Annotated in this window: 27 protein-coding genes, 2 pseudogenes and 1 riboswitch; of the genes and pseudogenes, 5 read left to right on the plus strand and 24 right to left on the minus strand. The window is 40.0% G+C overall.

The features are described 5' to 3' along the window. Together HNQ84_RS02410 and HNQ84_RS02415 are read right to left on the minus strand one after the other, a co-directional pair. Positions 1–647, minus strand: a 647-nt coding sequence (locus HNQ84_RS02410; RefSeq protein WP_435621023.1) for a reverse transcriptase domain-containing protein, incomplete at its 3' end; no start/stop codon positions are given. A gap of 577 nt (positions 648–1,224) precedes the next feature. After that, positions 1,225–1,458: a CotD family spore coat protein gene (locus HNQ84_RS02415; RefSeq protein ID WP_435621024.1), complete on the minus strand. Its 234-nt coding sequence runs from the start codon at positions 1,456–1,458 to the stop codon at positions 1,225–1,227. Positions 1,459–1,831: 373 nt separating this feature from the next. Here HNQ84_RS02415 and HNQ84_RS02420 point away from each other — a divergent pair, with 373 nt between their 5' ends. The 4 genes from HNQ84_RS02420 to HNQ84_RS02435 are packed head-to-tail and all read left to right on the plus strand — an operon-like array spanning position 1,832 to position 4,211. Beyond that, positions 1,832–3,199, plus strand: coding sequence for a protoglobin domain-containing protein (locus HNQ84_RS02420; protein ID WP_435621025.1), 1,368 nt, complete (start codon positions 1,832–1,834; stop codon positions 3,197–3,199). A 23-nt stretch (positions 3,200–3,222) separates the two neighbouring features. After that, positions 3,223–3,552, plus strand: coding sequence for a hypothetical protein (locus tag HNQ84_RS02425; RefSeq protein ID WP_435621026.1), 330 nt, complete (start codon positions 3,223–3,225; stop codon positions 3,550–3,552). Then, the gene (locus tag HNQ84_RS02430; RefSeq protein WP_435621027.1) at positions 3,530–3,925 is read left to right on the plus strand and encodes an ATP-binding protein; all 396 of its coding nucleotides are present in this window, start codon (positions 3,530–3,532) and stop codon (positions 3,923–3,925) included. The genes HNQ84_RS02425 and HNQ84_RS02430 overlap by 23 nt, the downstream gene beginning before the upstream one ends. Next, positions 3,918–4,211 (plus strand): STAS domain-containing protein, encoded by a 294-nt coding sequence (locus HNQ84_RS02435; RefSeq protein WP_435621028.1) that lies wholly within the window; start codon positions 3,918–3,920, stop codon positions 4,209–4,211. Before HNQ84_RS02430 ends, HNQ84_RS02435 begins: the two co-directional genes overlap by 8 nt. 22 nt (positions 4,212–4,233) lie before the next feature. Here HNQ84_RS02435 and HNQ84_RS02440 read toward each other — a convergent pair whose 3' ends face one another. The 4 genes from HNQ84_RS02440 to thiM form a co-directional block, all read right to left on the minus strand. Then, positions 4,234–5,370 carry a PP2C family protein-serine/threonine phosphatase gene (locus tag HNQ84_RS02440; protein ID WP_435621029.1) on the minus strand — a complete coding sequence of 379 codons (1,137 nt, stop codon included), beginning with the start codon at positions 5,368–5,370 and terminating at the stop codon, positions 4,234–4,236. 97 nt (positions 5,371–5,467) lie between these two features. After that, positions 5,468–6,229: an enoyl-CoA hydratase gene (locus tag HNQ84_RS02445; protein ID WP_435621030.1), complete on the minus strand. Its 762-nt coding sequence runs from the start codon at positions 6,227–6,229 to the stop codon at positions 5,468–5,470. An 88-nt stretch (positions 6,230–6,317) separates the two neighbouring features. Beyond that, positions 6,318–6,971, minus strand: coding sequence for a thiamine phosphate synthase (gene thiE / locus HNQ84_RS02450; RefSeq protein ID WP_435621031.1), 654 nt, complete (start codon positions 6,969–6,971; stop codon positions 6,318–6,320). Next, positions 6,972–7,763, minus strand: a complete 792-nt coding sequence (thiM, locus tag HNQ84_RS02455; protein ID WP_435621032.1) for a hydroxyethylthiazole kinase — start codon at positions 7,761–7,763, stop codon at positions 6,972–6,974. 59 nt (positions 7,764–7,822) lie between these two features. Then, positions 7,823–7,938, minus strand: a riboswitch (TPP riboswitch). A gap of 163 nt (positions 7,939–8,101) precedes the next feature. On the opposite strand from thiM, the gene hcp reads away from it, so the two are divergent. Then, a complete protein-coding gene (hcp, locus tag HNQ84_RS02460) occupies positions 8,102–9,391 on the plus strand; it encodes a hydroxylamine reductase (RefSeq protein ID WP_435621033.1) in 1,290 nt (429 codons plus the stop codon). Between the two features lie 29 nt (positions 9,392–9,420). Here hcp and HNQ84_RS02465 read toward each other — a convergent pair whose 3' ends face one another. From HNQ84_RS02465 to HNQ84_RS02550, 18 genes and pseudogenes are all read right to left on the minus strand, one after another. Further along, positions 9,421–9,948: a thermonuclease family protein gene (locus HNQ84_RS02465; protein WP_435621034.1), complete on the minus strand. Its 528-nt coding sequence runs from the start codon at positions 9,946–9,948 to the stop codon at positions 9,421–9,423. Next, positions 9,945–10,571, minus strand: coding sequence for a histidine phosphatase family protein (locus HNQ84_RS02470; RefSeq protein WP_435621035.1), 627 nt, complete (start codon positions 10,569–10,571; stop codon positions 9,945–9,947). Before HNQ84_RS02470 ends, HNQ84_RS02465 begins: the two co-directional genes overlap by 4 nt. A gap of 50 nt (positions 10,572–10,621) precedes the next feature. Then, on the minus strand, positions 10,622–11,323 hold the full coding sequence (locus tag HNQ84_RS02475; protein ID WP_435621036.1) for an ABC transporter ATP-binding protein: 702 nt from the start codon (positions 11,321–11,323) through the stop codon (positions 10,622–10,624). Beyond that, positions 11,316–12,125 carry an ABC transporter permease gene (locus HNQ84_RS02480; protein ID WP_435621037.1) on the minus strand — a complete coding sequence of 270 codons (810 nt, stop codon included), beginning with the start codon at positions 12,123–12,125 and terminating at the stop codon, positions 11,316–11,318. The genes HNQ84_RS02475 and HNQ84_RS02480 overlap by 8 nt, the downstream gene beginning before the upstream one ends. After that, positions 12,122–12,571, minus strand: coding sequence for a nitrous oxide reductase accessory protein NosL (locus HNQ84_RS02485; RefSeq protein WP_435621038.1), 450 nt, complete (start codon positions 12,569–12,571; stop codon positions 12,122–12,124). The genes HNQ84_RS02480 and HNQ84_RS02485 overlap by 4 nt, the downstream gene beginning before the upstream one ends. Further along, positions 12,555–13,886, minus strand: coding sequence for a right-handed parallel beta-helix repeat-containing protein (locus tag HNQ84_RS02490; protein WP_435621039.1), 1,332 nt, complete (start codon positions 13,884–13,886; stop codon positions 12,555–12,557). Before HNQ84_RS02490 ends, HNQ84_RS02485 begins: the two co-directional genes overlap by 17 nt. A 98-nt stretch (positions 13,887–13,984) precedes the next feature. Further along, entirely contained in the window at positions 13,985–15,904 is a 1,920-nt protein-coding gene (locus HNQ84_RS02495; protein WP_435621040.1) for a sensor domain-containing protein, read from the minus strand. Positions 15,905–16,022: 118 nt separating this feature from the next. After that, entirely contained in the window at positions 16,023–18,086 is a 2,064-nt protein-coding gene (locus HNQ84_RS02500; RefSeq protein WP_435621041.1) for a heavy metal translocating P-type ATPase, read from the minus strand. 11 nt (positions 18,087–18,097) lie between these two features. Continuing rightward, complete coding sequence (locus HNQ84_RS02505) at positions 18,098–18,403, minus strand: ArsR/SmtB family transcription factor (protein ID WP_435621042.1); 306 nt, start codon at positions 18,401–18,403, stop codon at positions 18,098–18,100. Positions 18,404–18,489: 86 nt separating this feature from the next. Continuing rightward, a complete protein-coding gene (locus HNQ84_RS02510; protein WP_435621043.1) occupies positions 18,490–19,209 on the minus strand; it encodes an exonuclease domain-containing protein in 720 nt (239 codons plus the stop codon). A 3-nt stretch (positions 19,210–19,212) separates the two neighbouring features. Continuing rightward, positions 19,213–20,241 (minus strand): DUF294 nucleotidyltransferase-like domain-containing protein, encoded by a 1,029-nt coding sequence (locus HNQ84_RS02515; RefSeq protein ID WP_435621044.1) that lies wholly within the window; start codon positions 20,239–20,241, stop codon positions 19,213–19,215. A gap of 13 nt (positions 20,242–20,254) precedes the next feature. Next, positions 20,255–21,568, minus strand: a complete 1,314-nt coding sequence (locus HNQ84_RS02520) for an ammonium transporter (RefSeq protein WP_435621045.1) — start codon at positions 21,566–21,568, stop codon at positions 20,255–20,257. Positions 21,569–21,722: 154 nt separating this feature from the next. After that, a pseudogene (locus HNQ84_RS02525) lies at positions 21,723–22,685 on the minus strand (hypothetical protein); the annotation flags it as partial. Between the two features lie 56 nt (positions 22,686–22,741). Continuing rightward, the gene (locus HNQ84_RS02530; RefSeq protein WP_246348914.1) at positions 22,742–23,014 is read right to left on the minus strand and encodes a hypothetical protein; all 273 of its coding nucleotides are present in this window, start codon (positions 23,012–23,014) and stop codon (positions 22,742–22,744) included. Positions 23,015–23,075: 61 nt separating this feature from the next. Next, a complete protein-coding gene (locus HNQ84_RS02535) occupies positions 23,076–23,780 on the minus strand; it encodes an N-acetylmuramoyl-L-alanine amidase (RefSeq protein WP_183247946.1) in 705 nt (234 codons plus the stop codon). Beyond that, the gene (locus HNQ84_RS02540) at positions 23,777–24,034 is read right to left on the minus strand and encodes a phage holin family protein (RefSeq protein ID WP_435621046.1); all 258 of its coding nucleotides are present in this window, start codon (positions 24,032–24,034) and stop codon (positions 23,777–23,779) included. Before HNQ84_RS02540 ends, HNQ84_RS02535 begins: the two co-directional genes overlap by 4 nt. Next, entirely contained in the window at positions 24,034–24,231 is a 198-nt protein-coding gene (locus HNQ84_RS02545; protein WP_004890228.1) for a hemolysin XhlA family protein, read from the minus strand. The genes HNQ84_RS02540 and HNQ84_RS02545 overlap by 1 nt, the downstream gene beginning before the upstream one ends. 83 nt (positions 24,232–24,314) lie before the next feature. Next, a pseudogene (locus HNQ84_RS02550) lies at positions 24,315–24,668 on the minus strand (site-specific integrase); the annotation flags it as partial. Between the last annotated feature and the right edge of the window lie 47 nt (positions 24,669–24,715).

The raw sequence follows: 24,715 nt of genomic DNA on the forward strand, positions 1-24,715 counted from the left end.
GGATGTCCTCTCTTTTCCAACTCTTTATCCAACTCATCAAGGACGATGTTGGAAAGGAGCGGACTTAATGGACCACCTTGTGGTGTTCCTTTCTCCGTACTTGAAACCACTCCATGAATCATGACACCCGACTGTAAGTATTTGCGGATTAATTTTAATAACGGTTTATCGTGGATTCTTTTCGCCAATGTGCTCATCAGTCTGTCGTGGTTGACCTGATCAAAGAACTTTTCCAAATCGATGTCTACAACCCATCGGTATCCTTCTTTGATATATCCTTGTGCTTTCCTCACTGCATCATGGGCACTTCGATTTGGGCGAAAGCCATAGCTATGTTCGGAAAACATCGGGTCATATATCTTCGACAATACCTGGGCAATCGCCTGTTGAATCAAACGGTCTGTCACGGTTGGAATACCTAGTAACCGAACACCGCCATCAGACTTCGGGATTTCGACTCTTCGGACAGGCTTCGGTTCATAAGTGCCTTTGAGAATCGCTTCTTTGATGAATTGCCAATTTTCGACGATGTGCGTTCGCAGGTTTTGTACGGGCATCATATCTACTCCGTGGCTTCCCTTATTTTGTTCTACTCGTTTCAATGCGAGAAGCATGTTCTCCCGTGACAGAATTTGATTCAAAATCATCGTTATTCTTCCTTCCGTAAATAGCTGATCTTTTTATGCCAGTCGTCACTCCACCCTCCAAAAGATCCCCCACGGGGTTCACCGTTTCCTTTCTCTTGGGAGGTTCTATGTTTTCTGTGTTCACCATGACAAACTGAATGCCAAGGGCTATTTTCTCTTGATTGTTCAGTCCTTCCGAATCGTTCTAGACCGATTCGTACTATGACCTCTGCTGACTTCTGATGGTTCAGCTACTTATCACTAAGTAGGTTATGAAGGGTACTTCATGTATCCATCAGACCTCCTCGGGTAAGGGTGCAATCTTTCCTTCCATCTATCTGCTTCATTTACTCTGTATCACCTTCGGCAGAAAGGACTTTGTTTTGTTTGGCAGACTCATCCAATGATACCTAGCCTTATATGAAGTTCGTGTTCCTCAGACCGGAAGTTTGCCGCTCGCTTCCTTCAGATTCCGCGTCGCCACGGACACCCTTGCGTTAGGCTAACTGCTACTTCTGCCCTCGCAGTTCGGGACTTTCACCCTAGAGATTGCACCCATGCCGAGCACACCAAAAAACCGAAGGCGAATCGCCTTCGGTTAAAATGGCCGTGGAAACGGTCCCGGACCTGGACAAACAACATGTTGATGCGATACATCGTTGACTACTGATTGCGTATGAGGAAAATAATGTTGATGCTGGAACAAATGATGATTCACATACGTCGTATGTGACGGATGAATGTGCGGCACAATCGTTGTTTGCATTTGATGCTGTGTACAACATTTCGTTGGATGAACGATTGGCTGCATCATATTTGGACGACAACGCATATTTCATACCCCTTTCGCATTAAAGTTTGTTACACTTCTAGCGTATGTGCAAAGGGGTATACATGTACTAATGGAAATACCTAATTTTACATGAACGTATAAATGTTATGCTTCATATTCGCAAAAATAACGACTGTAGCCCCAATTAAAACAAAAAATAAGTATAAAATTTTTTTGCTCATCGCTTCTCTCTCCGCAGTTCGTATTGTTCACAAATATACATTCTACTTCATTCTTTCTTATTCGACAAGAAGGGAAAACTTTGTCTTTTTTTGCGCTTCCCTCGGAAATAACATAAAAAATTTCCTTCTTATTTTTACAGTACATGATATAATATTCTAGGGGATTTTTTATAAAAATTGGAGGGAAAATGATGTCAAAATGTCCATTTCATGCCCTTTTTAATGAGCAAGGAGCCATTCAGCTGTTCCGTAAAAAAAATCAAAAAGAAAATGAAGATATGAATCTTCGTCCTTCTACATCTTCACACGTTACAACGTATTATCGACAACTCCTTTCAAGCGATCGAAAGCAACAAGTTTCTTTCATTGGATTAACAGAGAAAGATGTGCAACAACTTGTTTCAATTCGTCCGCTTTTTGCTAAGCATGTCGAACGAATTGTCAATGCGTTTTACGATCAAGTTGGGCAAATGCCACATTTGAGACGCATTATTGACAATCATTCCACGATTGATCGCTTAAAACAAACGTTGCGCGCTTATCTAATGGATATGGTCTCTGGAGAAATTGGTGAACAATATATTATTCGGCGAAAAGTGATCGGCAACGTTCATAATCGGATCGGTCTATTCCCAGAATGGTATTTAGGCGCCTATACAATCATTCAAAATGAAGTGCTTCGCATATTAATGGAGGAGCTACCTCCGACAGAAGCAACAAACATTTACCACTCGTTTACCAAACTTTGTTCATTCGATATGCAAATTGCGATTGAAACGTATATTGAATCGTATACATCGTCTATGATGAAGTTAAATGAAATTGCAGAGTTGCAACATCGTTTAACAGAATCGTCTACAACACTTGCTTCAAGTGCAGAAGAAACAACTGCTTCTATTTTTGAAGTACAAAAAAATGTCCAAAACATGTTGAATGAAGTGACAAGTATTCAACGTCAATCTGTTCAAATGAGCGAACGAGTCGAAAAAGGAAAAGCAGATGTAAAACAAACGTTAACAAAACTAGACAGTGTTGCTACATTAATTGAAGGAACAAAATCGCTTACGAACGAACTGACCGATAGCTCGCGAAAAATCGGAGAAATCGTCAATGCGATTCGCAACATTTCAAATCAAACAAATATTTTATCGTTGAATGCGAACATTGAAGCTGCACGTGCGGGTGAACATGGAAAAGGGTTTGCAGTCGTCGCAAATGAAGTGCGAAAACTTGCAACGCAGACGGAACAATCGCTTGACTACATTCAAAATCACATTGACATTGTTCAACAAACGATTCGCAAATTTGAACAGGCGTTTCAACAAATTGTCGACGAAACGAGAGCATTCCGACAAGCAAATGAAAGTATCATTCATATTTTCGATCAATCTGTTACTGATGTAAAATCAACAAGTAAAAAAATCGATCAATTTACTTCGCTCATTAAACAGTTTCATCAAATGTTTGATGAAATTTCATCCGCTGCCTCACAAATTGCTGAAATGGCCGAACAATTAAACGATTTAAATCAAGAATTGACCGAAAAGTTCAATTCGTAATTGTTAAACGGAGGAAGATGACGATGAAGCACCCACGGCTGAAATACGAACAACGGACGTTTGCTCATATCGACGAAATGGCGGAAACGTTGCTCCACGAAATAAACGAGCAGCTCATTCGCATCGATATGGGAATTCTCCCGAATGATGTACCATCACGCAACTATGCGAAGTTTCGTCTCATGCATTTGCAACGTTCGTTCGGAGAGAGCATCCCGCTCTCATTTCGTTCAACATATAACTCTTTATGGAGTCAATTGTATCGTCTCGAGCATCAAGGTGATTATAAACATCCTTATATAAAACAACTTTTGATTCAATTAAAAAACAATGATTCAAGCTCAGCTAAATGAAACAAATTATAGCACAATGATTTCAGCGATGCTCGAGCAAATAAACGATCATATGCAACTAGACGAAATACAAAAATATACAATTCAATTAATATTATGGGAGCTCGTTTCCAATGTCATTCGACATTCTACAAAAAAATATGCTACTGTACACATCAGCTGGTCAGATGAAGCGATCGTCATTGAAGTGATTGATGAAGGAGACGGCTTTCAATGGGAGGAAAAACTCAGCGCTCCTCCTCCTGATTTCACTCGTCAAGGAGGACGGGGACTTTTTCTCGTTCAACAGCTTGCTTCCCATTTTTCATTTGACGAAAAAGGGAAACGTGCTGTCGTCATGATCGCACGAAAAAAGGGGGAAAAACATGATTAACATTGTAACATATGGTGACAAAATCGTTGTCTCTTTTCAGCAAGATATTAACTTTGAAACATCACGCGTCATGGAAGAAACGATTCAATCACAGCCGTGGGAAACATCTCATTTACAAATTGATTTATCTGCTGTTCGATTTATTGATAGCTCTGGTGTTCGATTGCTGATTAGCTGGCTGTATCCATTAAAAGATCGAATGCGTATTGAAATGACAGGCGTTTCAGCACCTATTAAACATATATTATCTATCTGTCAACTTGATCAATTTGTAGACATTAAATAAAGGGGCTCTCGGCCCCTTTTTGCTATTTTACATGAATAGAAACGAATGTAATATCGTCATTTCCTTTATCATATTGCGTTTTTTCATTTATGTTCTTTACCATCTCATCAAACGTATGAGCCGTTTGCATCATGTCAGCAAGTTGTCTGGCACATTCTTCACCTAACACTTCGATCAATCCGTCTGTGTAAATCATAAGATAAGTGTCATGTTGAAACGAAATCGTCCCTTTTTTATATGGAGCATTGGATACAATGCCAATTGGAATGCCCCCTTCTTTAAGAAGCATCGCTTTTCGATTAGTCATCAATATGGCTGGCGGATGGCCTGCGTTTACATACTCCATGACTTTCTTTTTTACATCAATCGTTCCGTAAAAAGCTGTAAAGTAATATTTCGTTTCCTTTCCAAACAATTGAAAAGCATGTCGATTTAATTCATGCACAACAAGAAGGGGGTCTGTCACTTTCGTCATTAATCCATGTAACAAAGAACGAATCGACATCGCAACAAGTGCAGATGCAACACCGTGCCCCATGACATCAATCACAATAAAAGCATACATATGTGGACGAACTTGTTGCCAAAAATATAAATCACCAGACAGTTGTGCAGAAGGAATATACGTCCCGACAAAATGAATATGTTCATTATTCAGCGGTTCAGGAAGTAAACCTTCTTGAACGAGTCGGGCTAATTGTAAGTCTTCATTCATCTTTTTTTGCATCGTCCACATATGCCGATAACTTTCTACATATGCTTCATTCGTTCGTTTCAGTTGATCCATCGTTTCTTTTTGGCGATATGCCAATTGAACACGCGAAACGAGTTCGACCATTGTAAACGGCTTGCGAATGTAATCAAATGCCCCTGCTGCAAACGCTTCCTCTAATTTTTGTTCATCATCGTAACCTGTAACCATTAATACAGGGATATGATGCAATTGCTCATGTTGTTTCAATCGCCGACACCATTCAATACCATCTGTTTTCGGCATACAAATGTCCATTAAAATGACATCGACATGTTGGGATAAAATATATGCATATGCCTCGTCCGCATCTTCAAACGAATGAATGGAGATGCCTTGAATATGTTCGAGCATCGCTTCCATCATTTCCAATGTCGGCACGTAATCGTCTATAATCACTACTTTCATCTTCAGCCGCCCTTTTCGTTATACTTTTTCTATATTTCATTTATACACATCGCAGACCCGAAAAAGATAGCTTAAAGATGAAAGTTTTTCAAATTTTTTATTTTCCGCTAAAATGCGGACGACGCTTTTCTAAAAAAGCGCGAATACCTTCTTCGTGGTCTTTTGTTTTACGCATTTTCGCTTGATACGCTGTCTCCATTTGCAACGTGTTCAACAACTGTTCTTCGCTTAGATGAGCATACAACTGCTTTGTTGCGATCATCGCACGAATCGGTTTTGCTAGCCACTCCGTTACTTTCTGTTGAATCGCCTGCTCATCACCGATTTCATCAATCAGTCCCACTTCATATGCCTCTTGTGCACTCATTACTTTTCCTTCCCATATGATTTGCTTCGATTTGACATCACCAATTTTTCGTTTTAAAAAGAAATGCCCCCCACCATCTGGAACTAAGCCAATACCGATAAAATTCATTGCAACGCGCGCTTGTTCGTTTGCGATCACATAGTCACAAGCAAGCGCTAAACTAAATCCTAACCCTGCAGCTGCACCGTGCACGTAACTGATCGTTAGTTTCGGCAATTGATGTAACGTTATTGCAATTTGTTTAATCGTTTCCATCACTTCTATGAATGAATGTTCATTCGTTGACTGCAACATCGTTTTAATATCGCCACCTGCACAAAACCCTTTCCCACGACCGCGGATAATGACAATATCTGCCTCACTTTTTTCAACTTCCTTTAACGCCTGTAGCAACTCTGTTAACATTTTCTCGTTTAAAGCGTTCAGCGCATCTGGACGATTCAACTCAATTGTTGCAACTCGATCTTCATATGACAATACGATATGTTCCATCTTTCCCATCTCCTTCTTTCGTATGTTCGCTGTTTTTTTCGACATATGTGAGTAAAATCCTGCACAAAAAAAATAGAAAAAGACGACATTACCTGTCGCCTTCTTGTTTTGTACGCATGACAATCTCATATAGTCGTTTTGTTTGTTCACAAATATGCTCAGCACGGCAAATGGCAGAAATGACGGCAATTCCATCTGCCCCCGCTTTGATGACTTGTTCCGCTGTTTGTTCTGTAATTCCACCAATCGCAACGAGTGGAACATGTTTTTCGTGCGCACGAATATGTTCAATCATCGTCAGTCCACATGCTTGCTTTGCATCGTCTTTTGAAACGGTTGGGAAAATGGGACCTAGCCCGACATAATCGGCGTGAGCAGCAAGCGCTTTTTTTACTTCAGTCAAGTTATGAACGGATACCCCTAAATATTTATCCCCTATGCGATCACGAACTCGTTCTGCCGCTTCATCCTCTTGTCCGACATGAACACCGTCTGCTTGTAAAGCAAGCGCTAAATCCACATCATCATTCACAATAAACGGAATGTTACGAGCGCGGCATCGCTCAAACAATTGCTCAGCTAAGCGATATTTTTCAAGTCCTGTAAGCGCTCCTTTTCCTTTTTCGCGAAACTGAAACATCGTAATGCCGCCTTCAATCGCTTCGTCAAGCACGACAAGCGGATTTTTCGTACAATCGACGCTTCCCATCACGAAATATAACGATAACATATGTTTCATCATTTATTCCCCTCGAATGTGTGCGTATTCATTCACTTCTTCTGCTGTCGTCTCGTATAAAGCATTTAAAAATGCTATTTGAAAGCTACCTGGCGCTTTGGCATGTTTCGCTGCTTTTTCAGCTGCTATACCGTAATAAGCAAGCGCAGCGACAGATGACATCATCACATTTTCTCCTACACTAGCAAATGCACCTAACACCGAGCTTAATAAACAGCCTGTTCCTGTCACCTTCGTTAACATGGCATCACCGTTTGAGACGATCATTACTTTTTCTCCATCTGTCACCACATCATCTTTCCCAGTCACAACAACTGTACAACGAAACATACGCGCTGCTTTTTTGGCTACATGCTCGAGATCGCCTTGAACATCTCCTGCATCTACCCCTTTTGTACTTGCTTGTTCTCCAACAATACTTGCGATTTCGGATGCATTTCCACGTAAAATGGTAACGTTGACTTCGCGTAATATACGTTGGGCTGTTTCCGTACGATATGTTGTCGCACCTGCTCCGACAGGATCGAAAACAACGGGAACATTTGCTTCGTTTGCCGCTTTTCCGGCAATAACCATCGCTTCTACATCTGTTTCGTTTAATGTACCAATGTTTAATACAAGAGCACGTGCTAAACGAACCATATCGGCTACTTCTTCTTTTGCATAAGCCATCACCGGAGACGCACCTAATGCAAGCAAACCGTTAGCAACAAAATTTGTCACAACAACATTCGTCATATTATGTACAAGTGGCGACTCCTCTCTGACGCGCGTTAACCATTGTCCAACATTCATCGTGTATTCCCCCTTAAAAAAATAAAAACTAGTCGGACAGAATCGACTAGTTTGTACTTACAAAACATAGCCTACTTCCCTCCGCTGGTACAAACCAGATCAGGTTCAAAGGGTTGGAAAACTGATTGCGCGTTTTCCTCTCAGCCATCGCCATCCGGCACCCCTAGTAGCTTGATTGATTTTATTTTCTTCCATTTTAATATATTTTTTCTCGTTATTCAATATAAAACATTGTCAATTTTCGTTCACATTTTTATATAGATGTGTGATATACATCACTTACGCTACGGTGATTTTCCCCTATTGTTAAAGTGTTAATAAGAAAAGGAGGGGTTATCATGTTTTGTCATCAATGCGAACAAACGCCAACAGGGGGATGCACAGTCGTCGGTGTTTGCGGAAAAGATGAAACGATTGCAAGCTTACAAGATACGATTGTATTTGCGCTAAAAGGAATTGCTGCATATCGCACGCATGCTCATCAACTCGGATATACAGATCCATTTGTTGACACAACAACGCATGAAGCGTTGTATATGACACTAACAAACTCCAACTTTAACGTTCAAGAACATTTAGATATGGCGATGAAAGTCGGAAAAGCTGCTATTCGTGTCATGGAACTGCTCGATCGGGCACATACAGAACGCCTTGGCATTCCTCAACCTGTTCGCGTAACACAAAATAAAATTGAAGGAAAATGTATTCTCGTTACAGGACATAACTTATTTGCACTTGAACAGTTATTGAAACAAACAGAAGGCAAAGGAATTAACATTTACACGCATTCCGAAATGTTGCCTGCGCACGGCTATCCGCAATTGAAAAAATATAAACATTTAAAAGGAAACGTCGGAAAAGCATGGTACGACCAACGTCGTTTATTTGAAAAATTCCCTGGCGCCATTTTAGCGACAACAAACTGTGTGATGCCGATTAAAGGCTCGTATGCTGACCGCATGTTTTCATACGATGTAGCCGGATTAGAACATGTACAAAAAATCGAGAATGATGATTTCACACCGTTGATTGAGAAAGCGTTACAACTTCCAGAAGCAAATATCGAATCAGATGAAACATTAGTTACTGGTTTCCATCACGAAACAGTCATTCAAATTGCACCAGAAATTATTCAAGCTGTAAAGGAAGGGAAAATTCAACGCTTTTTCGTCATTGCAGGCTGTGACGCGCCTGGAAAAGGCGGCGAATATTATCGTTCATTAGCGACGTCTTTACCGAAAAACACAGTTATTTTAACGACATCTTGCGGAAAATTCCGCTTCAACGATGTAGATTATGGTGTCGTTCCTGGCACAAACATTCCGCGATATATTGACTTAGGACAATGCAATAACTCGATTTCGACTGTCAAAATTGCGATGGCACTTGCAGAAGCGTTTGGCTGTGAGGTAAATGAACTACCTGTCAGCATCGTTCTTTCATGGTTTGAACAAAAAGCGGTTGCCATTTTACTCGGATTGTTTAGTTTAGGCATTCAAGATATTCGGATTGGACCAAAAGCACCACACTTTATTTCTGAAGGTGTGTTGCGCGTATTGCAAGATATGTTTGGCCTCAAGCTCATTGGCAATGTGGAAGAAGATATGCAAGCGATGCTAGCACATTAAAAGGGCTGTTTCATTCAGCCCTTTTATATTCATGAAGCTTTATCAAGCCATACGCTCATATCAAATCCTTTTTCTGTTACGTATCCATCCACACTCCAAATGCGCTTTTTCGCTTTTTTTGCTTCCTCTTGTGCTTTATACAATTTTTTTGCATATTTTGTATCCGGCTCAAACACATAAGCAACACGTGCCAGCCCTTCTTGTACAATTTTTTCTTGATACAAAGTTCCATCCTCCAACCATATGTACGCAAGCAATCGACCGTAGCGATCATACGGTTTTTCTTTTGCACTTAATTCGACCGTCACTTTTTTGTGAAGAAGGACATCTTTAGCAAATTGCTTTGCTTCTTCACCATACGCCTGTTTTTCACGATACGTTTCTGGCGTGTCGATATTTAATAGACGAACGGTTACAATCTCCCCATCTTTTTTTATTTTGATTGTATCCCCATCAACAACATATTGTACTGTCGTAACAAACGTCGTTCCTTTATTTTGCTGTACACAACCGCTAATCAAAAAGATGATTGTAAATAAAATAAGCCATTTTCTCATAAATGTGTCATCTCACTTTCAAGATGTGAAATATCTGACTCACATTCTATATTCCACTTTCCTCCTTCAAACGAAACGATGGTCACACTCGTACCGTATACACGGCTATTTTCCCATAACTGTGCGAGCGTTTGCTGTTTCCAATATACAAGAAGCGTACGAATCACCATACCGTGTGTAACGACAAGAATATGACCTTCTGAATGAGTATGGGCAATATGCTGAATGGCAGCGACAGCTCGACGTTGCACATCAAGAAACGTCTCGCCAATGATCGGCTTGTATGCATCTGGGTTATGATAAAAATGATAATGATTTTGCTCGTCTACTTGGGCAATTTCTGCAATTGTTTTTCCTTCCCAATGACCTAAGTAAATTTCACGTAGTCGTTCATCAAAATATATTGGCACATGACGTTGCCCTAACACAATTTGCGCCGTTTCTTTTGTCCGATCACTTGGACTACAATACGCAGCAGTAAACGGGACAGTACGTAAGCGTTCCTGTAAAAGTGCTGCATGTTTTCTTCCTGTTTCAGTTAAAGGAGAGTCCTTCCATCCTTGCATTCTTTGTTGTACGTTCCACTCTGTTTCTGCATGACGAATGACGTATAACTTTAACATCTCTCAATCCTCCTCGAAATGAAAAAAGCAAGCTATATTCGCTTACTTTTTCAGTATGACATATGTTGTGAAATTTGTGCAAAAAATATCGACTCTAACGACTTTCCGTCTTGACAAAGTGTAGAAACTGAATCGTATATGAGCATTTGTCCTTGATGAATAAACGCGACAGTATCTGCAATTTCTTCAACAATTGACAGCATATGCGTGGAAAAAATGATCGCTCTTCCTTTTTCTTTTTCAGAACGAATAAGCCGTTTAAATTCCCATACCCAATACGGATCTAAACCGTTTGTTGGCTCATCCAAAATAAGCAATGGGGCGTCCGCTAAAAGCGCTTGCGCAAACGCGAGCCGTTGTTGCATTCCTTTTGAATATGTCTTTACTTGTTTATGTTGATCGTTTTCCAATCCAACGAGTGCTAAACATTGTTTAATGCGCTCCTCATTAGCCCCTTGCCATCGTCCAAATAGAGATAACACTTCGTAACCTGTAAACAAGGGAGGGAATTGCAAATGATCGGGCATAAACGAAAACCATTGTTTGTCGTTGTTTTGAATCGGTTGTCCGTTTATATATATGTTCCCTTTCGTTGGAGAGAGCTGTCCGATTAACATTTTAATAATCGTGCTTTTTCCTGCGCCGTTACCACCGCATAACGCTAAACATTGTCCCTTCTGAACAGAAAAAGAAATGTTTTCGACTTTATTTTGCTCGTTATATATTTTCGTCAATTGTTTCACTTCAAGCATGTCGCTTCCCTCGTTTCAACCATACATTCACTAAAAACAATGGCACAATTACCCATACACACGATATTACAATAAATGTAAAATGCCCACTTGCACTTTCTACCCATTTTGACCATTCATATAGTTGTGGTCCAAATATTGCGCTACTTTTCAAAGCGGCTACAGTCCAAATGCGCATGAGTTCAACCGGATTAAATATAATGGATAGGGTAAATAAGAAAATGGTCCATTGCTTTGGAACGATTGATAACAAAAATAATACGATAAATTCATAAAATAAAACGAAAAACGCCCAAATAAATAAACTGACACCGAGGGCTTGTAAACGATTAGAGGAAACAAGTCCAACGAATAAAGCAATTGCTAAAAAAATACTCGTTAATACAATGGTTAGTACAAACGAAAGAAAAACAAACGCCGACCACGTCCCTCCTGTTGCAAAAAGAGCGACGCTTGCACTTCCATACCCGAGTGCAACTACTGTCCATAATGATATACAACTTCCCACATATAAACCAACTGTTAAAGAACGGGTAGAGATCGGATACGTTAATATGAGCGCCAATCGGCCGTCTTCTTTTTCCCCTGCAATAAACAAACTACCTGCTAATAGAGCAACGAGCGGAACAAGTAAAAGGGACAAATTTAATAAAGCTGCCGTCGAACGTGTGAATACTCCTGCTGCCTCGTGTCCGCTACTGGCGATCACAGTTGATGATAGAACAGCAAACAAAACAGCAAAAGTGATGAGCCATTTGCTACGAATCATCATCATCCATTGGTACTTTATCGCTGTATTCATCGTTCAAATCCCCACCGATGTTTTTTTAGTTGCTCATACGTCCATATCTCTCCTTTTCCTTCTTGTGCCATGTACTCTTTGGCGTGTTTTTCGTTTGCAAATGAAACGACCCCATAATTCATCGGCGTCCAATAATTTGGATTGTATACGTAAACAGCTTGCTCAAGTTCAATCCACTTCCCGTTTGTTACATCACGAACGTATTTCTTTGCCATGTCCTCATCGTTTTGTTCATTCATCCACTCAATCATGCACCCAATATCATCAAACTTATGCACCGTTCCATCTTTTAAAATCGCTTCTGTCGCATACTGTTCTGCTACGATACTCATATTGCAAACAACACATACATCAATATCTGGATTAATGTCTTCGGGTTCATACGTCTTCTCTCCACTACATGCGGCAAGAAAACATGCAAATAAAAGACTAGCGATTTTTTTCATATCTCATGCCCCTCCCATATGCAAACATAGACAAACTGCTTACTAATAAGATGCTCCCAAACAACAAAAGTCGCCATGATCGTTCGTTTGTTTCACTTTTCTTATGAATGACTTCCATAAGCGGAAAACGGTCTTCCCCTTGCGCCTGTGCTTGTGTAAAAAATGACTCTGTTGTATCAAGAAGTGCTAACGCCGGACTTTGAAAATAAAATTGCACGCTTGGCCATTTCCGCAACAGCCGACTATACATGGAACGAATGCGATGTGGGGTATCACCAATTCCATCATCGTTGAAATCATAAAACCGATAAGTATCCCAATAATTCCCTCTATGTCCATCATCGAATGCAATAGGTGTACCTTGAACAAGTGCGTCTTCCATGTTTCCCAAAAATTTATTTTTGAAAACAATTGTTTCGGGGTTTTCATATAAACTATGCAATGCACGATAGTTACCGATAAACTTATTGTCTTTTATATGACAATGACGTGCGTTTTGTAACGATACAGCTGTGCTATTATAAGATAATGTATTGTTGTGCATTACGACATGTTCGCTATCGTAAATAAGTGCCCCATACCCACGATAGTCTAATTGTCTAACAATCGTATTATGTCCGATATTAAACTGCTTTGACATCATCATCATGATTCCATTAATATTTTCTGTCAGCACATTTTCTTTTGCCACCCCTTCTTCAGCATACATGAAATGAATGGCATATCGGGCATTCGTTACTTCGTTTTTTTCGATCATTGTATGTTTAGCCCAATCTAAATAAATGCCATCTTGCACACGTGAAATATGATTTTCGCGCACAACAGCGTGGCTTGTCTTCAATAGGTGAATACCGTTTCCTCGTTGAGCAAAGTGAATATCTCGTCCGCGAATAGTATTGTTTAAGAGATTGATATGTGTTCCTTTTTCTACATAAACACCGTAATGCACCTGTTCAATACGTACGTGTTTTAACGTGACATGTGAACTTTCTTGAATGAGCACACCAGCCCCTTTTCCATACGCGCTGTTACGAACCGTTAAACCTTCGACATGAACCCGAGGGGCACGAATTGTCACAACATATTCGCTTCCTCCTCCATCAACTACCGCTCCAGGTTCAGCAACAAGATGAAGCGGCTTGCGAATGATAATTGGGCCTTTGTATATCCCTTTTTTCACGATTAACACGTCGCCAGTATGCGCTTCATCAATCGCTTGTTGCAACTGTTTATGTACTTCGATCTTTTCTCCATATACCGTTTTTGTAAAAAAAAGTGTAACGATCGATATGAGCAAAAAAAATAAGCTACGCATGTTTACTCAGTCCTCATGTTCATCTTTTATACATCCACATTAATGTAAATTTGTGAAGAAAAAAGAAAATATATGTGAACAAAACGTGAAAAGAGACGCTAATGAAGCGCCTCTTTCGATTGATTATGTTGTTCGAGCCATTGCAACAACTTTTCTGCTTCTAACGACTGACTAAAGTAAAACCCTTGGGCGAAATCGCAGTCCATTTTTTGTAATAAAGATACTTGTTCGTCACGTTCCACCCCTTCGGCAAGTACTTGTAAATCTAAGCTTTTTGCTAAGTGGATAATTGTATCGACGATCGTTGCATCTTTCGAATTATCCGTGATGTCACGAATAAACGAGCGGTCGATTTTCAATAACGAAACAGGCAAATTACGAATATAAGCAAGCGATGAAAAGCCGGTACCAAAATCGTCAATCGCAACTTGAATACCGATCTGTTTTAACTCTGTTAAAATATGTTTTCCTGTTTCGATATTTTCCATTAACCCACTTTCGGTTATCTCTAAAATTAAATAGTTCGGTGGAAACTGTGTTTCTTGCAAAATATTTTTCACATGCGTCACAAATTCTTTTCGATTTAGTAAAAATGGTGATAAATTCACTGCGAGCTTTAGTGTTGGAAAATGGGTTTGCCATTGTTTTACTTGTCGACACGCTTCTTTTAACACCCATGTTGTAATTTCAAAAATGAATCCGTTTTTCTCTGCGATTGAGATAAACTCTAATGGTGAGATCGCTCCAAGCGTCGGATGTGTCCAACGCATGAGCGCCTCAACTCCCATAATGGCTTTGTTATCTAGCGACACTTTTGGTTGGTAGCATAAATAAAACTGATTGTTCAATAATGCGAGCGGCAATTCTTGTTCAATCATCGTTTTTCGATTTTGCTGTGGATGATAAAAATGGTATCCTTTTCCTCGTTCCTTTGCATAACAAAGCGCTTGATCGGCTTGCTTCAACAACGTGTCTAAATCCGTACCGTCCTGTGGAAAGAACGTCACTCCAATAGAAAGGCCTGATTGGATGACATGTTTTTTATATCGAAATGGCTCTACAAACGATTGAAGTAAATGCTCCATGCGTGTAACAATTGTCTCTTTGTTCACGTCATGTAACACGATGACAAACTCATCGCCACCGATACGAGCAAAAAAGTCTTCCTGTTGCAAATGTTGCTGAATGCGACGAACAGCTTCTTGCAGAAAGAAATCCCCTGCTTGATACGAAAAACGATCGTTAATCCACTTAATTTTGTCAAAATCAATATAACATAAGGCAAATGGTTTCTTTTGTTGAATCATATGTTCCACATACGTTTCAAAATAAAAGCGATTAGGAATATCCGTTAACGAATCGAAATTTTTCAATTTTGCAAGTGCTTCCTCGCAACATTTCCATTTCGTAATATCTTTCGCAACAACAATCACATGTTCAATCTCATTTTTTTCATTTAGCAATGGTTGAGCATGCATATAAATCCATATAAAGTGCCCTTCACGTGTTCGCCAACGACATTCAACGGTTGTTTCCTTCTCTTTTGTGGCGTAAATCATATGTAACTTTTCCATCAAAATAGGGATATCATCATGATGGACAAAAGAAAATAGTTCGTGATTGCAAACTTCTTCTTTACATTTCAGCACATGTTGGGCGCTTGGCGAAACGTACGTAATTTCTCCATCTGATGATAAAATAAATGTAAATTCAGACGCCATTGAAGAAAGAGAAGACGTCAGACGCATATCAATAAAAGGTTCATGCTGGTATGTCACAACAATGGCTTGTAGCACCCCCTCATTGTTACATAAAGCCGTTGCTTGTACATATACATTTTTTTGTTCATTTTCTTCCTTTAAGATTTCATACGAAATCATGCGACCATGTTCTGCATCATAAATAAACTTTTTTAGCAGCCCTCGATTCACATGAAGATGATAAAAATGACGAAAAAAATGTTCGTCCGCTCCTAAAATTTTTCCATCTGGAGCCATAACAGCGATTGCTTGCCTCATTCTATTTCATCCTCTTTGTCGTTAAAGTTCTATCTTCATTTTCACTAAAAACGGTGAAAAAATCAACAACGTTTCTAATATTTCTGAATAATATCCTTTTTTAGGAAAGCGCACGACGTTAGATCGTGCGCTTTTCCCATAAAATGAATAAGCTAAGTATGCTAACGAAAATCGTTGCCCCCATATCGGATAAAATGGCGATCCATAACGTTAACCAACCTGGAATAGTTAATAGTAGCGCTGTTGCTTTTAACGAAAGCGCAATGGCGATGTTTAAACGAATGGTACGATTTACTCGCCGAGCAATTACGATAGCTTCCGGCAATTTTCCAAGATGGTCTTGCATAAGCACAATATCAGCTGTTTCAATCGCACTATCTGTCCCTTTTCCCATAGCGATACCAAGATGCGCATGAGCAAGCGCAGGGGCATCATTCATTCCGTCTCCTACCATCGCTACCGTATCATTTTTCATTAACTCTTTTATTTTTTCTACTTTTTGTTCTGGAAGAAGTTGCGCGAATGTATGTGTCACTCCAACTTGTTTAGCAACTTGTTCAGCCGTTTTTTTGTGATCTCCTGTTAACATAACCGTGCGCCGGATACCAATACGATGTAGTTGTTGAATGACCTTTTTGCTCTCTTCTCGTATTTCATCAGCGATACCGAATAAACCAAGTATACGTTGTTCATCTGCTACAAAAACAATCGTACGTCCTTCGCATTTTAACTTTTCGGCATCTTTTTGAATTTGGTCGGTGAACAGTTGGTGATCAAACATTCTTTCATTTCCGATACGATACCATTTTCCATCGACTTTTCCTTCCATACCACTCCCTGTTCGTGTTGCCATCTGCTCTGGTTGTTTATATGCTATGTGATGTTGTTTCGCTTTTTGGACAATGGCTTGTGCAAGTGGATGGGAAGATACACTTTCTAACGATGCGGCGATGTAAAGCAGTTTATTTTCATCGATGTATGCAATAACATCTGTTACGTGCGGCTTTCCTTTTGTAATCGTTCCTGTTTTATCAAAAGCAATCGTACGTACACGTCCAAGTGTTTCTAAATGAACGCCGCCTTTCACTAACACTCCTTTTCTCGCGTTCCGCGTCATACCCGCTAACAAAGCAATCGGTGAAGATAAAATAAGCGCACAAGGACATCCAACAATTAGAACGGCTAACCCTTGATATAATGCATCATGCCAAGATGCTTCAAACCATAACGGTGGAACGATCATGACGAATAACGAAACAATCATAATGAAAGGAGTATAATATTTCGCAAAACGATGAATGAATAATTCAAGCGGTGTTTTTGTCTCTTGCGCTTCTTGCACGAGATGTAAAATTTTTGACAAAGAGCTGTCTTTATATTGTTTTGTAATTTGAACATGTAACATCCCTTCATTATTCACACTTCCACCGTACACACTCATTCCTTTTTCCTTTTCAATAGGCATTGCTTCGCCTGTGATCGCCGCCTCATTGACGGAGCTTTTTCCTTCAATAACAACACCATCTGATGGAATTTTTTCACCAGGGCGAACAAGCACTACATCGCCAACTTGTAACGACTCAATGGGAACGACATGCATTTGTCCGTTTGATATAAGAAGCGCTTCTTTAGGCGCTTGTTTCAGTAACATGTCAAGCGAGCGACGCGCTCGTTCCATACCTAGTCCTTCTAAATATTCGTTAATACCGAATAAAATGGCAACGACAGTCGCTTCTTTCCACTCACCGATTCCAAACGCCCCGATCAAAGCAATCGTCATTAACGTATCCATATTGAAACGAAAACGAATGATATTTTTCAACCCTTTAACAAATGTTTTATATCCACTAAGTGCTATCGCAGTCATATAAATAACAATGCTCGCACCATCTATGCCCAAACGCTCGAGCACGAGTGCCGTCAAAAATAGAAAAATAGAAGCACCTACAAAATAGAGGAGCGGGTTTCGTTTTTTTGGCGCCTGCTCATCATCTGCTATATATGCTCCATCAGTTGCTAAAATCGTCCGTACTTTTTCTAAATCGATTCGTTCATGTACACGTAATTTTCCGCTATTATAGTTCAACGTTGCTCCTTCGCCATACGGAAGTGATTGAATTTGTTCTTCTAATGCTCGCGCACAATTGGCACACGTTAATCCTTTGACTCGATATTCTTTCACTTTATTCCCCCCTAATGGTCGCGCGCATGACGAATTGTTTGCTCGAGAATGTGCAATACATGCTCATCATCATGCGAATAATATAACGTCGTTCCTTCCCTCCGATATTTAACTAGACGTAAGTTTTTCAAAAATCGGAGTTGATGAGATACAGTTGATTGTAAAAGTGATAGCCGATTCGCAATTTCAGTTACTGAAAACTCGCCAGATGAAAGTAAATGTAAAATACAAATGCGCGTCGGATCACTTAACGCTTTAAACGTTTGCGATACGATGAAAAGCGTTTCTTCATCTAACTGCTCATATTGCTGTTCCATGCGATCTCCCTCTTTCAATATATGAATATATGTTCATGTAAGTTAATGAAATTGTATAATTTTTCGTAAAAAAAGTCAACATTCGTTTACGAACGCTGACTAAGTAACGCATATAAGTCATGCAACGTATCAATTTGCAACCGTTGCAACTCCGTAAAAACTCGCTTCCAAATTTCAAATAAACTCATGACATCCCCTTTTGCTGTATGACGGTCAATCGGGGAGAGTTGATAAAATGAAAGAGCATCATCAAGCGTTGGAAATGAATCGTGATATATGCATTCCATAATTTTTCTCATTTCTATTGCTGTTTGTTGTAAAACTGTACGATAGTTGCGTGATAAAAATTCATTTAAAAATGCGACATCATGCTGAATATGATAGCCGAGTAAAATGCTGTGGTTCAAAAAAGAAAGGATATGATGAATCTCCTCTTCTAGTAACGGAGCGCATGCGACATCGTCATTCGTTATCCCTGTAAGCGCAACAACATGTTCTGGAATACAGCGTTTTGGTCGGAATTCGGAACAATATAAATCAAGCGATTCGCCCTTTTTTGTTTTTAAAGCAGCAAGCGAGAAAATTTCATCTCCTCTTTGCGGAGAAAAACCTGTCGTCTCTGTATCTAATAAAATAAACATCACGTCAGAAAGTGGCGTTTCAAGTGAATACGTATGTTTCTTTGCTTCTTTCATCATTTTTCGAATCCACGCCTCTTGTTGAAAAGTTGGGCCGACCGCTGTTGCTTGATCATATCGAAGACCAAGCGATAATATGCGGCTGATCCATTGAAACGGCCGTTCCATTAATCACACCCACTTCCTTGCATAACGTTGCACTTTTTTGGCTACTGTCAACGCTCTTTTTAATCGTTGTTTTTCTTCTTTCGACAAATGACGAACGACCAAATTGTTCCCTTTTACCGAACAACGTAAACGAAAATACAAAAACGTTTGAAGCGCTTCTTCTATCCGTTCAAATAACCGTTGTGAACAACCATTTTCATCATACCAACGTGTTAATCGCTCAAATGTTGAATGCGCATCAATAAATTGTTTTTGAACAGCAACCCATTTTAACATATGATTGAGCTGAACATATCCTCCTTGTTTTATATCAATCATTCCACTGTTTTCTCCCCAACGTTCTACGTACACGCGACCAAAAGGACCGATAGGAACAAAAGGAATACGAATGCTATCAATCATTCGGTTACGCAAAGAAAAAGTTGTTGCTATTTTTTTATATAACGTTTCTTTCAGTTGGATAACTAATGAATACTCGCCATAAATCGGACGCATATCAACCAACATAGACAAATAACGAATATCATCTATATGCTCATTTTGTACATATTTGTCGATTTGCTCTCCCCAATCATCCGTTTCTTTTAGCCATCTTTTATTTGTCGCCATCACATACCCTGTACAATATGGATAGCCGATTTCATTTAAAAAAAGAACACCTATGCGTGCGTACTCACGCATATATACATAACAATCTTCTTTTTCACTGCGCAAACATGAAAAAATCACTCCGTTATCTTGATCTGTCCAAACGGTCGGCTCCTTCCTTCCGCTACTCCCCATCACAAACCAACAAAAAGAAGAAGGTTTTTTGCCAATCCCCTTTCGATCAACTTCTCGTTCAGCTAACAACAACGCTTGTTTCATGAGCGTATCATGGCACATACAAAGCGCATCGTATACTTCGAATATACGGGAAAAAGAAATTGAAAAAGAAGAGAGGAGAAAAGCAACTTCATCGTGAAGTTGCTTAAGTTCTGACATATCGTTACATTGTTCCGCCCGAACGATGATTGTTTCAAAATCATTCATAACATCACCATCTTCATGACGAACGAGATGGAACAACTGTTGTCGTTTGTTGATAAGCTGGATCTAATTGTTCTGGATATCCGTACGAACCATGCTCACTAATATCAAGTCCGGAAATTTCTTGTTCAGGCGTCACCCGTAAACCAATCGTCTTTTTTAAAGTATATAAAACAATAAACGAAACAATCGCCACGTACACCGCTGCACCTAAAACACCGATCGTTTGAACGATAAGCTGATCAACCCCTCCTCCATAAAACAACCCTGGTTTTCCTATTCCTGTAATTTCCACTAAACGCGGTGAAGCGAAAAAGCCTGTTGAAATCGTACCAACAATGCCCGCTATACCATGAACAGAAAATGCGTAAATTGGATCATCAATACCTTTTCGTTCAAAATATACAGACGTCCAAAATGTAAATGATCCGGCAACGGCACCAATGACTGCAGCTGCCCACGGTTCGACAAATGCGCATGCTGCTGTAATCGCAACAAGAGCCGCTAATACGCCATTAACCATCGCTGGAATATCCGCTTTTCCAACGAGCCATTTTGCTGTCAAAATAGAAGCAATTGCTCCAGCAGCTGCTGCAATATTTGTCGTCAACGCTACATAACCAAAAAATCCATCTGCTGTCCCCATCGTACTTCCTGCATTAAATCCAAACCAACCAACCCACAATACGAAACCACCAATGACTGTATATACTTGATTATGTCCCGGGATGTAATTTGGTGTCCCGTCTTTATTAAACTTTCCAATTCTCGGGCCTAATAACATCGTTGCAATGAGCGCTGCAATTGCACCTTGTAAATGAACGACCGTCGATCCTGCGAAATCTTGCATGCCCATTTCTCCAAGCCATCCACCTCCCCATACCCAATGACCGATGACTGGGTAAATAGCGATCGTAAAAATCGTTCCGAAAATAAAGTAAACCGATAGTTTTGCACGCTCAGCGAATCCTCCCCACGCAATCGCTAAAGAGACACCGACAAAAGCAAGTTGGAATAAAAATTTCAGTTCAAGTGGCACATTTGCCCACGAAAGCGAAGAAAACGTCTCTTTTCCTTCTTTTAAAAACCATCCTTCTGTTCCAATAAATCCATTTCCTTTTCCAAATGTAATAGCAAAACCTACAGCCCAAAATGCAAGCGAAGCGATCGCAAAACTTAATATTTGCTTTCCAGCGACATGGCCAGCATTTTTCATTCGCGTTGAACCTGCTTCTAACAAAGCAAATCCGACTTGCATTCCAATGACTAAAATCGCCCCTAACATGACCCAAAGTGAATCAAGTGCAAAACTCAACTGTGCCTCATTCATTCTTATCTCTCCCTTATGTTATTTTTTATAACATTTATGGTTATAATATATTACATAAAGAAATGGAAATGCAACAGTTTTTCGAAAATTTTTTATTTTTATGTTACTTTTCATAACATATAAAAAGAGTGCCCCGTTGGAGACACTCCTACAATTAAATGAGAAACATGGCGACAATGGTCGTTACAATTAATCCTGTAACAACTGGCACAACATTTCGTCTTGCTAACTCAAAAGGGCTAACACCACAAATCGCAGCTGCTGGAATGAGGGCCCAAGGTACTAACGTTCCTCCGCCAACCCAAATCGCAGTAATTTGACCGAGTGCTGTTAACGTGGCTAAGCCCGTGCCAATTCCGGTTGCGAACAAATTCGCAATAGAACCGACGAGCGAAATCCCTGAAAACCCTGAACCGTCCAATCCAGTAATTGCCCCTACTCCTGCTAACGTAACTGCTCCTACTTCTTTACTTAATGGAACAACACTAGATAAGGCAACACCTAAATCATTGACAATGCCATGCGACTGTTTTGGTAAAAATTCTCCAATAATCGCTTGGAATCCGGAATCTCCTAAATAAAAGAACGCTGCAATTGGAATGACCGGACCGAACACTTTAAAACCGAATTGAAATCCTTGAATGAATAAGTCTGTAATTTGTTCTAAACTGCTCTTTTTGTATGCAACTATCGACAAAAGAGATAAAATAAAAATCGCTGTTCCTCCAATTAATGCGGTTGCATCTCCGCCTTGCAATTGGAAATAATACATAGCTACAACGTCTAACCCAAATAAGAGCGGAATAAGAAATGCAAAGATTACTTTCATCCGTTTCGTTAATAAGTGAGACTGTACTTCACTAGCCTCGATCGAAACCGCTTCACCTTGTGGAATGTTGCCTTTTTTCATGTCGCGACGCAATAAGAAAAAGGCGGTTGTAACAGTGACAATACCCATAACAAAGACGAGCGGAATGCTTGCTGAGATGACCTCAGATACAGGAATACCGGCCGCATCTGCTGTTAATTTCGGTGCCCCCTGAATAATAAAATCACCTGATAGCGCAATGCCATGGCCGAATAAATTCATCGCCATTGCTACACCGAAAGACAACAAAAGAAACAATAAAAACAAGGTGGCATGATCCACCTTTGAACAATATAAAAATGTTATCAAAGAAAACGAAACCGCTTTGTGAATCCCTTCTCTAACGAGAGGGGATTTTCACATACAATCATTCTCGTCCTCTTCATTGAAAAAAACGGATATTTCAGGAGCATTTTCTGGAATGAACCTTCATCTTTGATTGGGAGCTTGCGCTGCGGAGATTTGTAGTAGCATTTCTGGTGGATGACGGTGTTGATGATGTCGAGGAACACCTTTTCGCCCAGCTGAACCGGCTCCGAACAAATGGGACACCGCAATCTTCCCACAATTTCAAACATGGTATCACCTCCCAATAATCAATTCCACAAAAATAAAAAAAGCCCTGCCAAACGGCAGGGACTACACAATAATTGCTGGGTATCCTTTCTTTTTCAACTCCGCCGCAAGCCGTTCCGCGTTTTTTCTGTCACTGAATGACCCAACTTGCACGCGGTAGAGTTTTTGGTTAGACGCTTTTTGTTGCGGCTTTTGTTGTGTCTGTGGTTGTGGTTTTGCTTTTTGCGGCAATCCTAAAAATTTAGCAACACCTCGTGCGTGCGCTTCTCCTACGGCTTTGAGAAACGCTTCATTTTTCAATAGCTTAGCATCGTTGCTGTCGATGAACAAGTTTTCGGTCAACACGGCAGGCATTTTTGTTTCTCGAAGTACTGCATAGTTCGCTCGCTTCTTTCCACGGTCTGTGATGTTTTCAAATTGTTGTATCGCTGATAGAATCTCGCCGTGCAACACATTTTGCAACGCGACTGACTGTGGCGATGCATTAGGATGTACATAGATTTCAAAGCCCGTGCCCTTACCAGCGTTAATATGCACGCTGATAAATACGTCCGCGCCCCATTTATTAGCCATGTCGGCACGTTGGGACAACGTCAGTGTTTGATCACCTGCGCGTGTCGTTCGTTGTTCAAAACCCGTGTAATTCGCTTCGAGGTAATCCATTGCGTATTCAACAATTCGGTGTGTCAAATCTTTCTCTTTCAGCCCATTCGCTACTGCCCCTGGGTCACTTCCGCCGTGTCCTTTATCCCACTTGATTTTTTTCATTTACGTTCCTCTCCTTTTTCAAATGCATATTTGATGGCTGCTACAGAACCGATTCCGTAAAGTGCATATTTGATGCCTGCAATTAAAACCTCAAAAGAAAAAGTGTTGTTCTCGAAAACAGAGAAAACAACGCCGAGTACAACTGCAACAATCGGGATATAGCGATTAGGAATGTTTGTTGCTTCACGAATTGCATAAAGTAAAACTGCCAGCGCTACATACGCGGTAAATTCAACTGAAAGAATAGCTTCCATTATTGCATTCCTCCTCGAAACATGAAAGTTAATAAAGCTCCTACAATACCACCAACAATTAAACGTAAAATCCAAGTTGTGTTGTTTTTGATGGCCGAAATATCTTCACGCATATCTTTGATGTTTGACTCTGCGACTGCTAAGCGTGTTTTTACATCCACCATGTCTGCCTCCAATTTTTGAATGCGTTGTTCCATCCACTCACAACCTTTCCGGAAAGAATACAAAAAGACAGTGAACTACCTCACTGTCTGCATTAACATTATTTAAGTAGACGTTCCTAATAGTAACTAATCACCTCCCTCACAACGGATGTTTTGAAGAACGCTGGATCCATACCGAATATATCCGCTATGTCGTCTTCGCTACGGTCTGCTAGATAAGAAGCTGTGGTTGAAATATCAGAATGATTAGCAAGAGATTTTAACTTTTCAATCGGGACGCCTTGTCTATTTAGATTTTCTAATCGGCTATGTCGAAAACAATGTGGATTGATATGAATTTGTTTATTTTCACGCTCACTAAGAAGTCGGCTCATTTTCACGCACCAGTAATCAAATGAAGACTTGCTAACAACTTGTTTTTCACCTGACTTTGTCACTTTGACAAATAATTCTTTTAAATCATCATCACCGCTTTATTTATTTTTCGGTGAAAGCGTCATTTTATAGTGAAATATTC

The sequence above is a fragment of the Anoxybacillus eryuanensis genome (assembly GCF_051200995.1).
In the GTDB taxonomy this organism is placed as follows: Bacteria; Bacillota; Bacilli; order Bacillales; family Anoxybacillaceae; genus Anoxybacillus; species Anoxybacillus tengchongensis.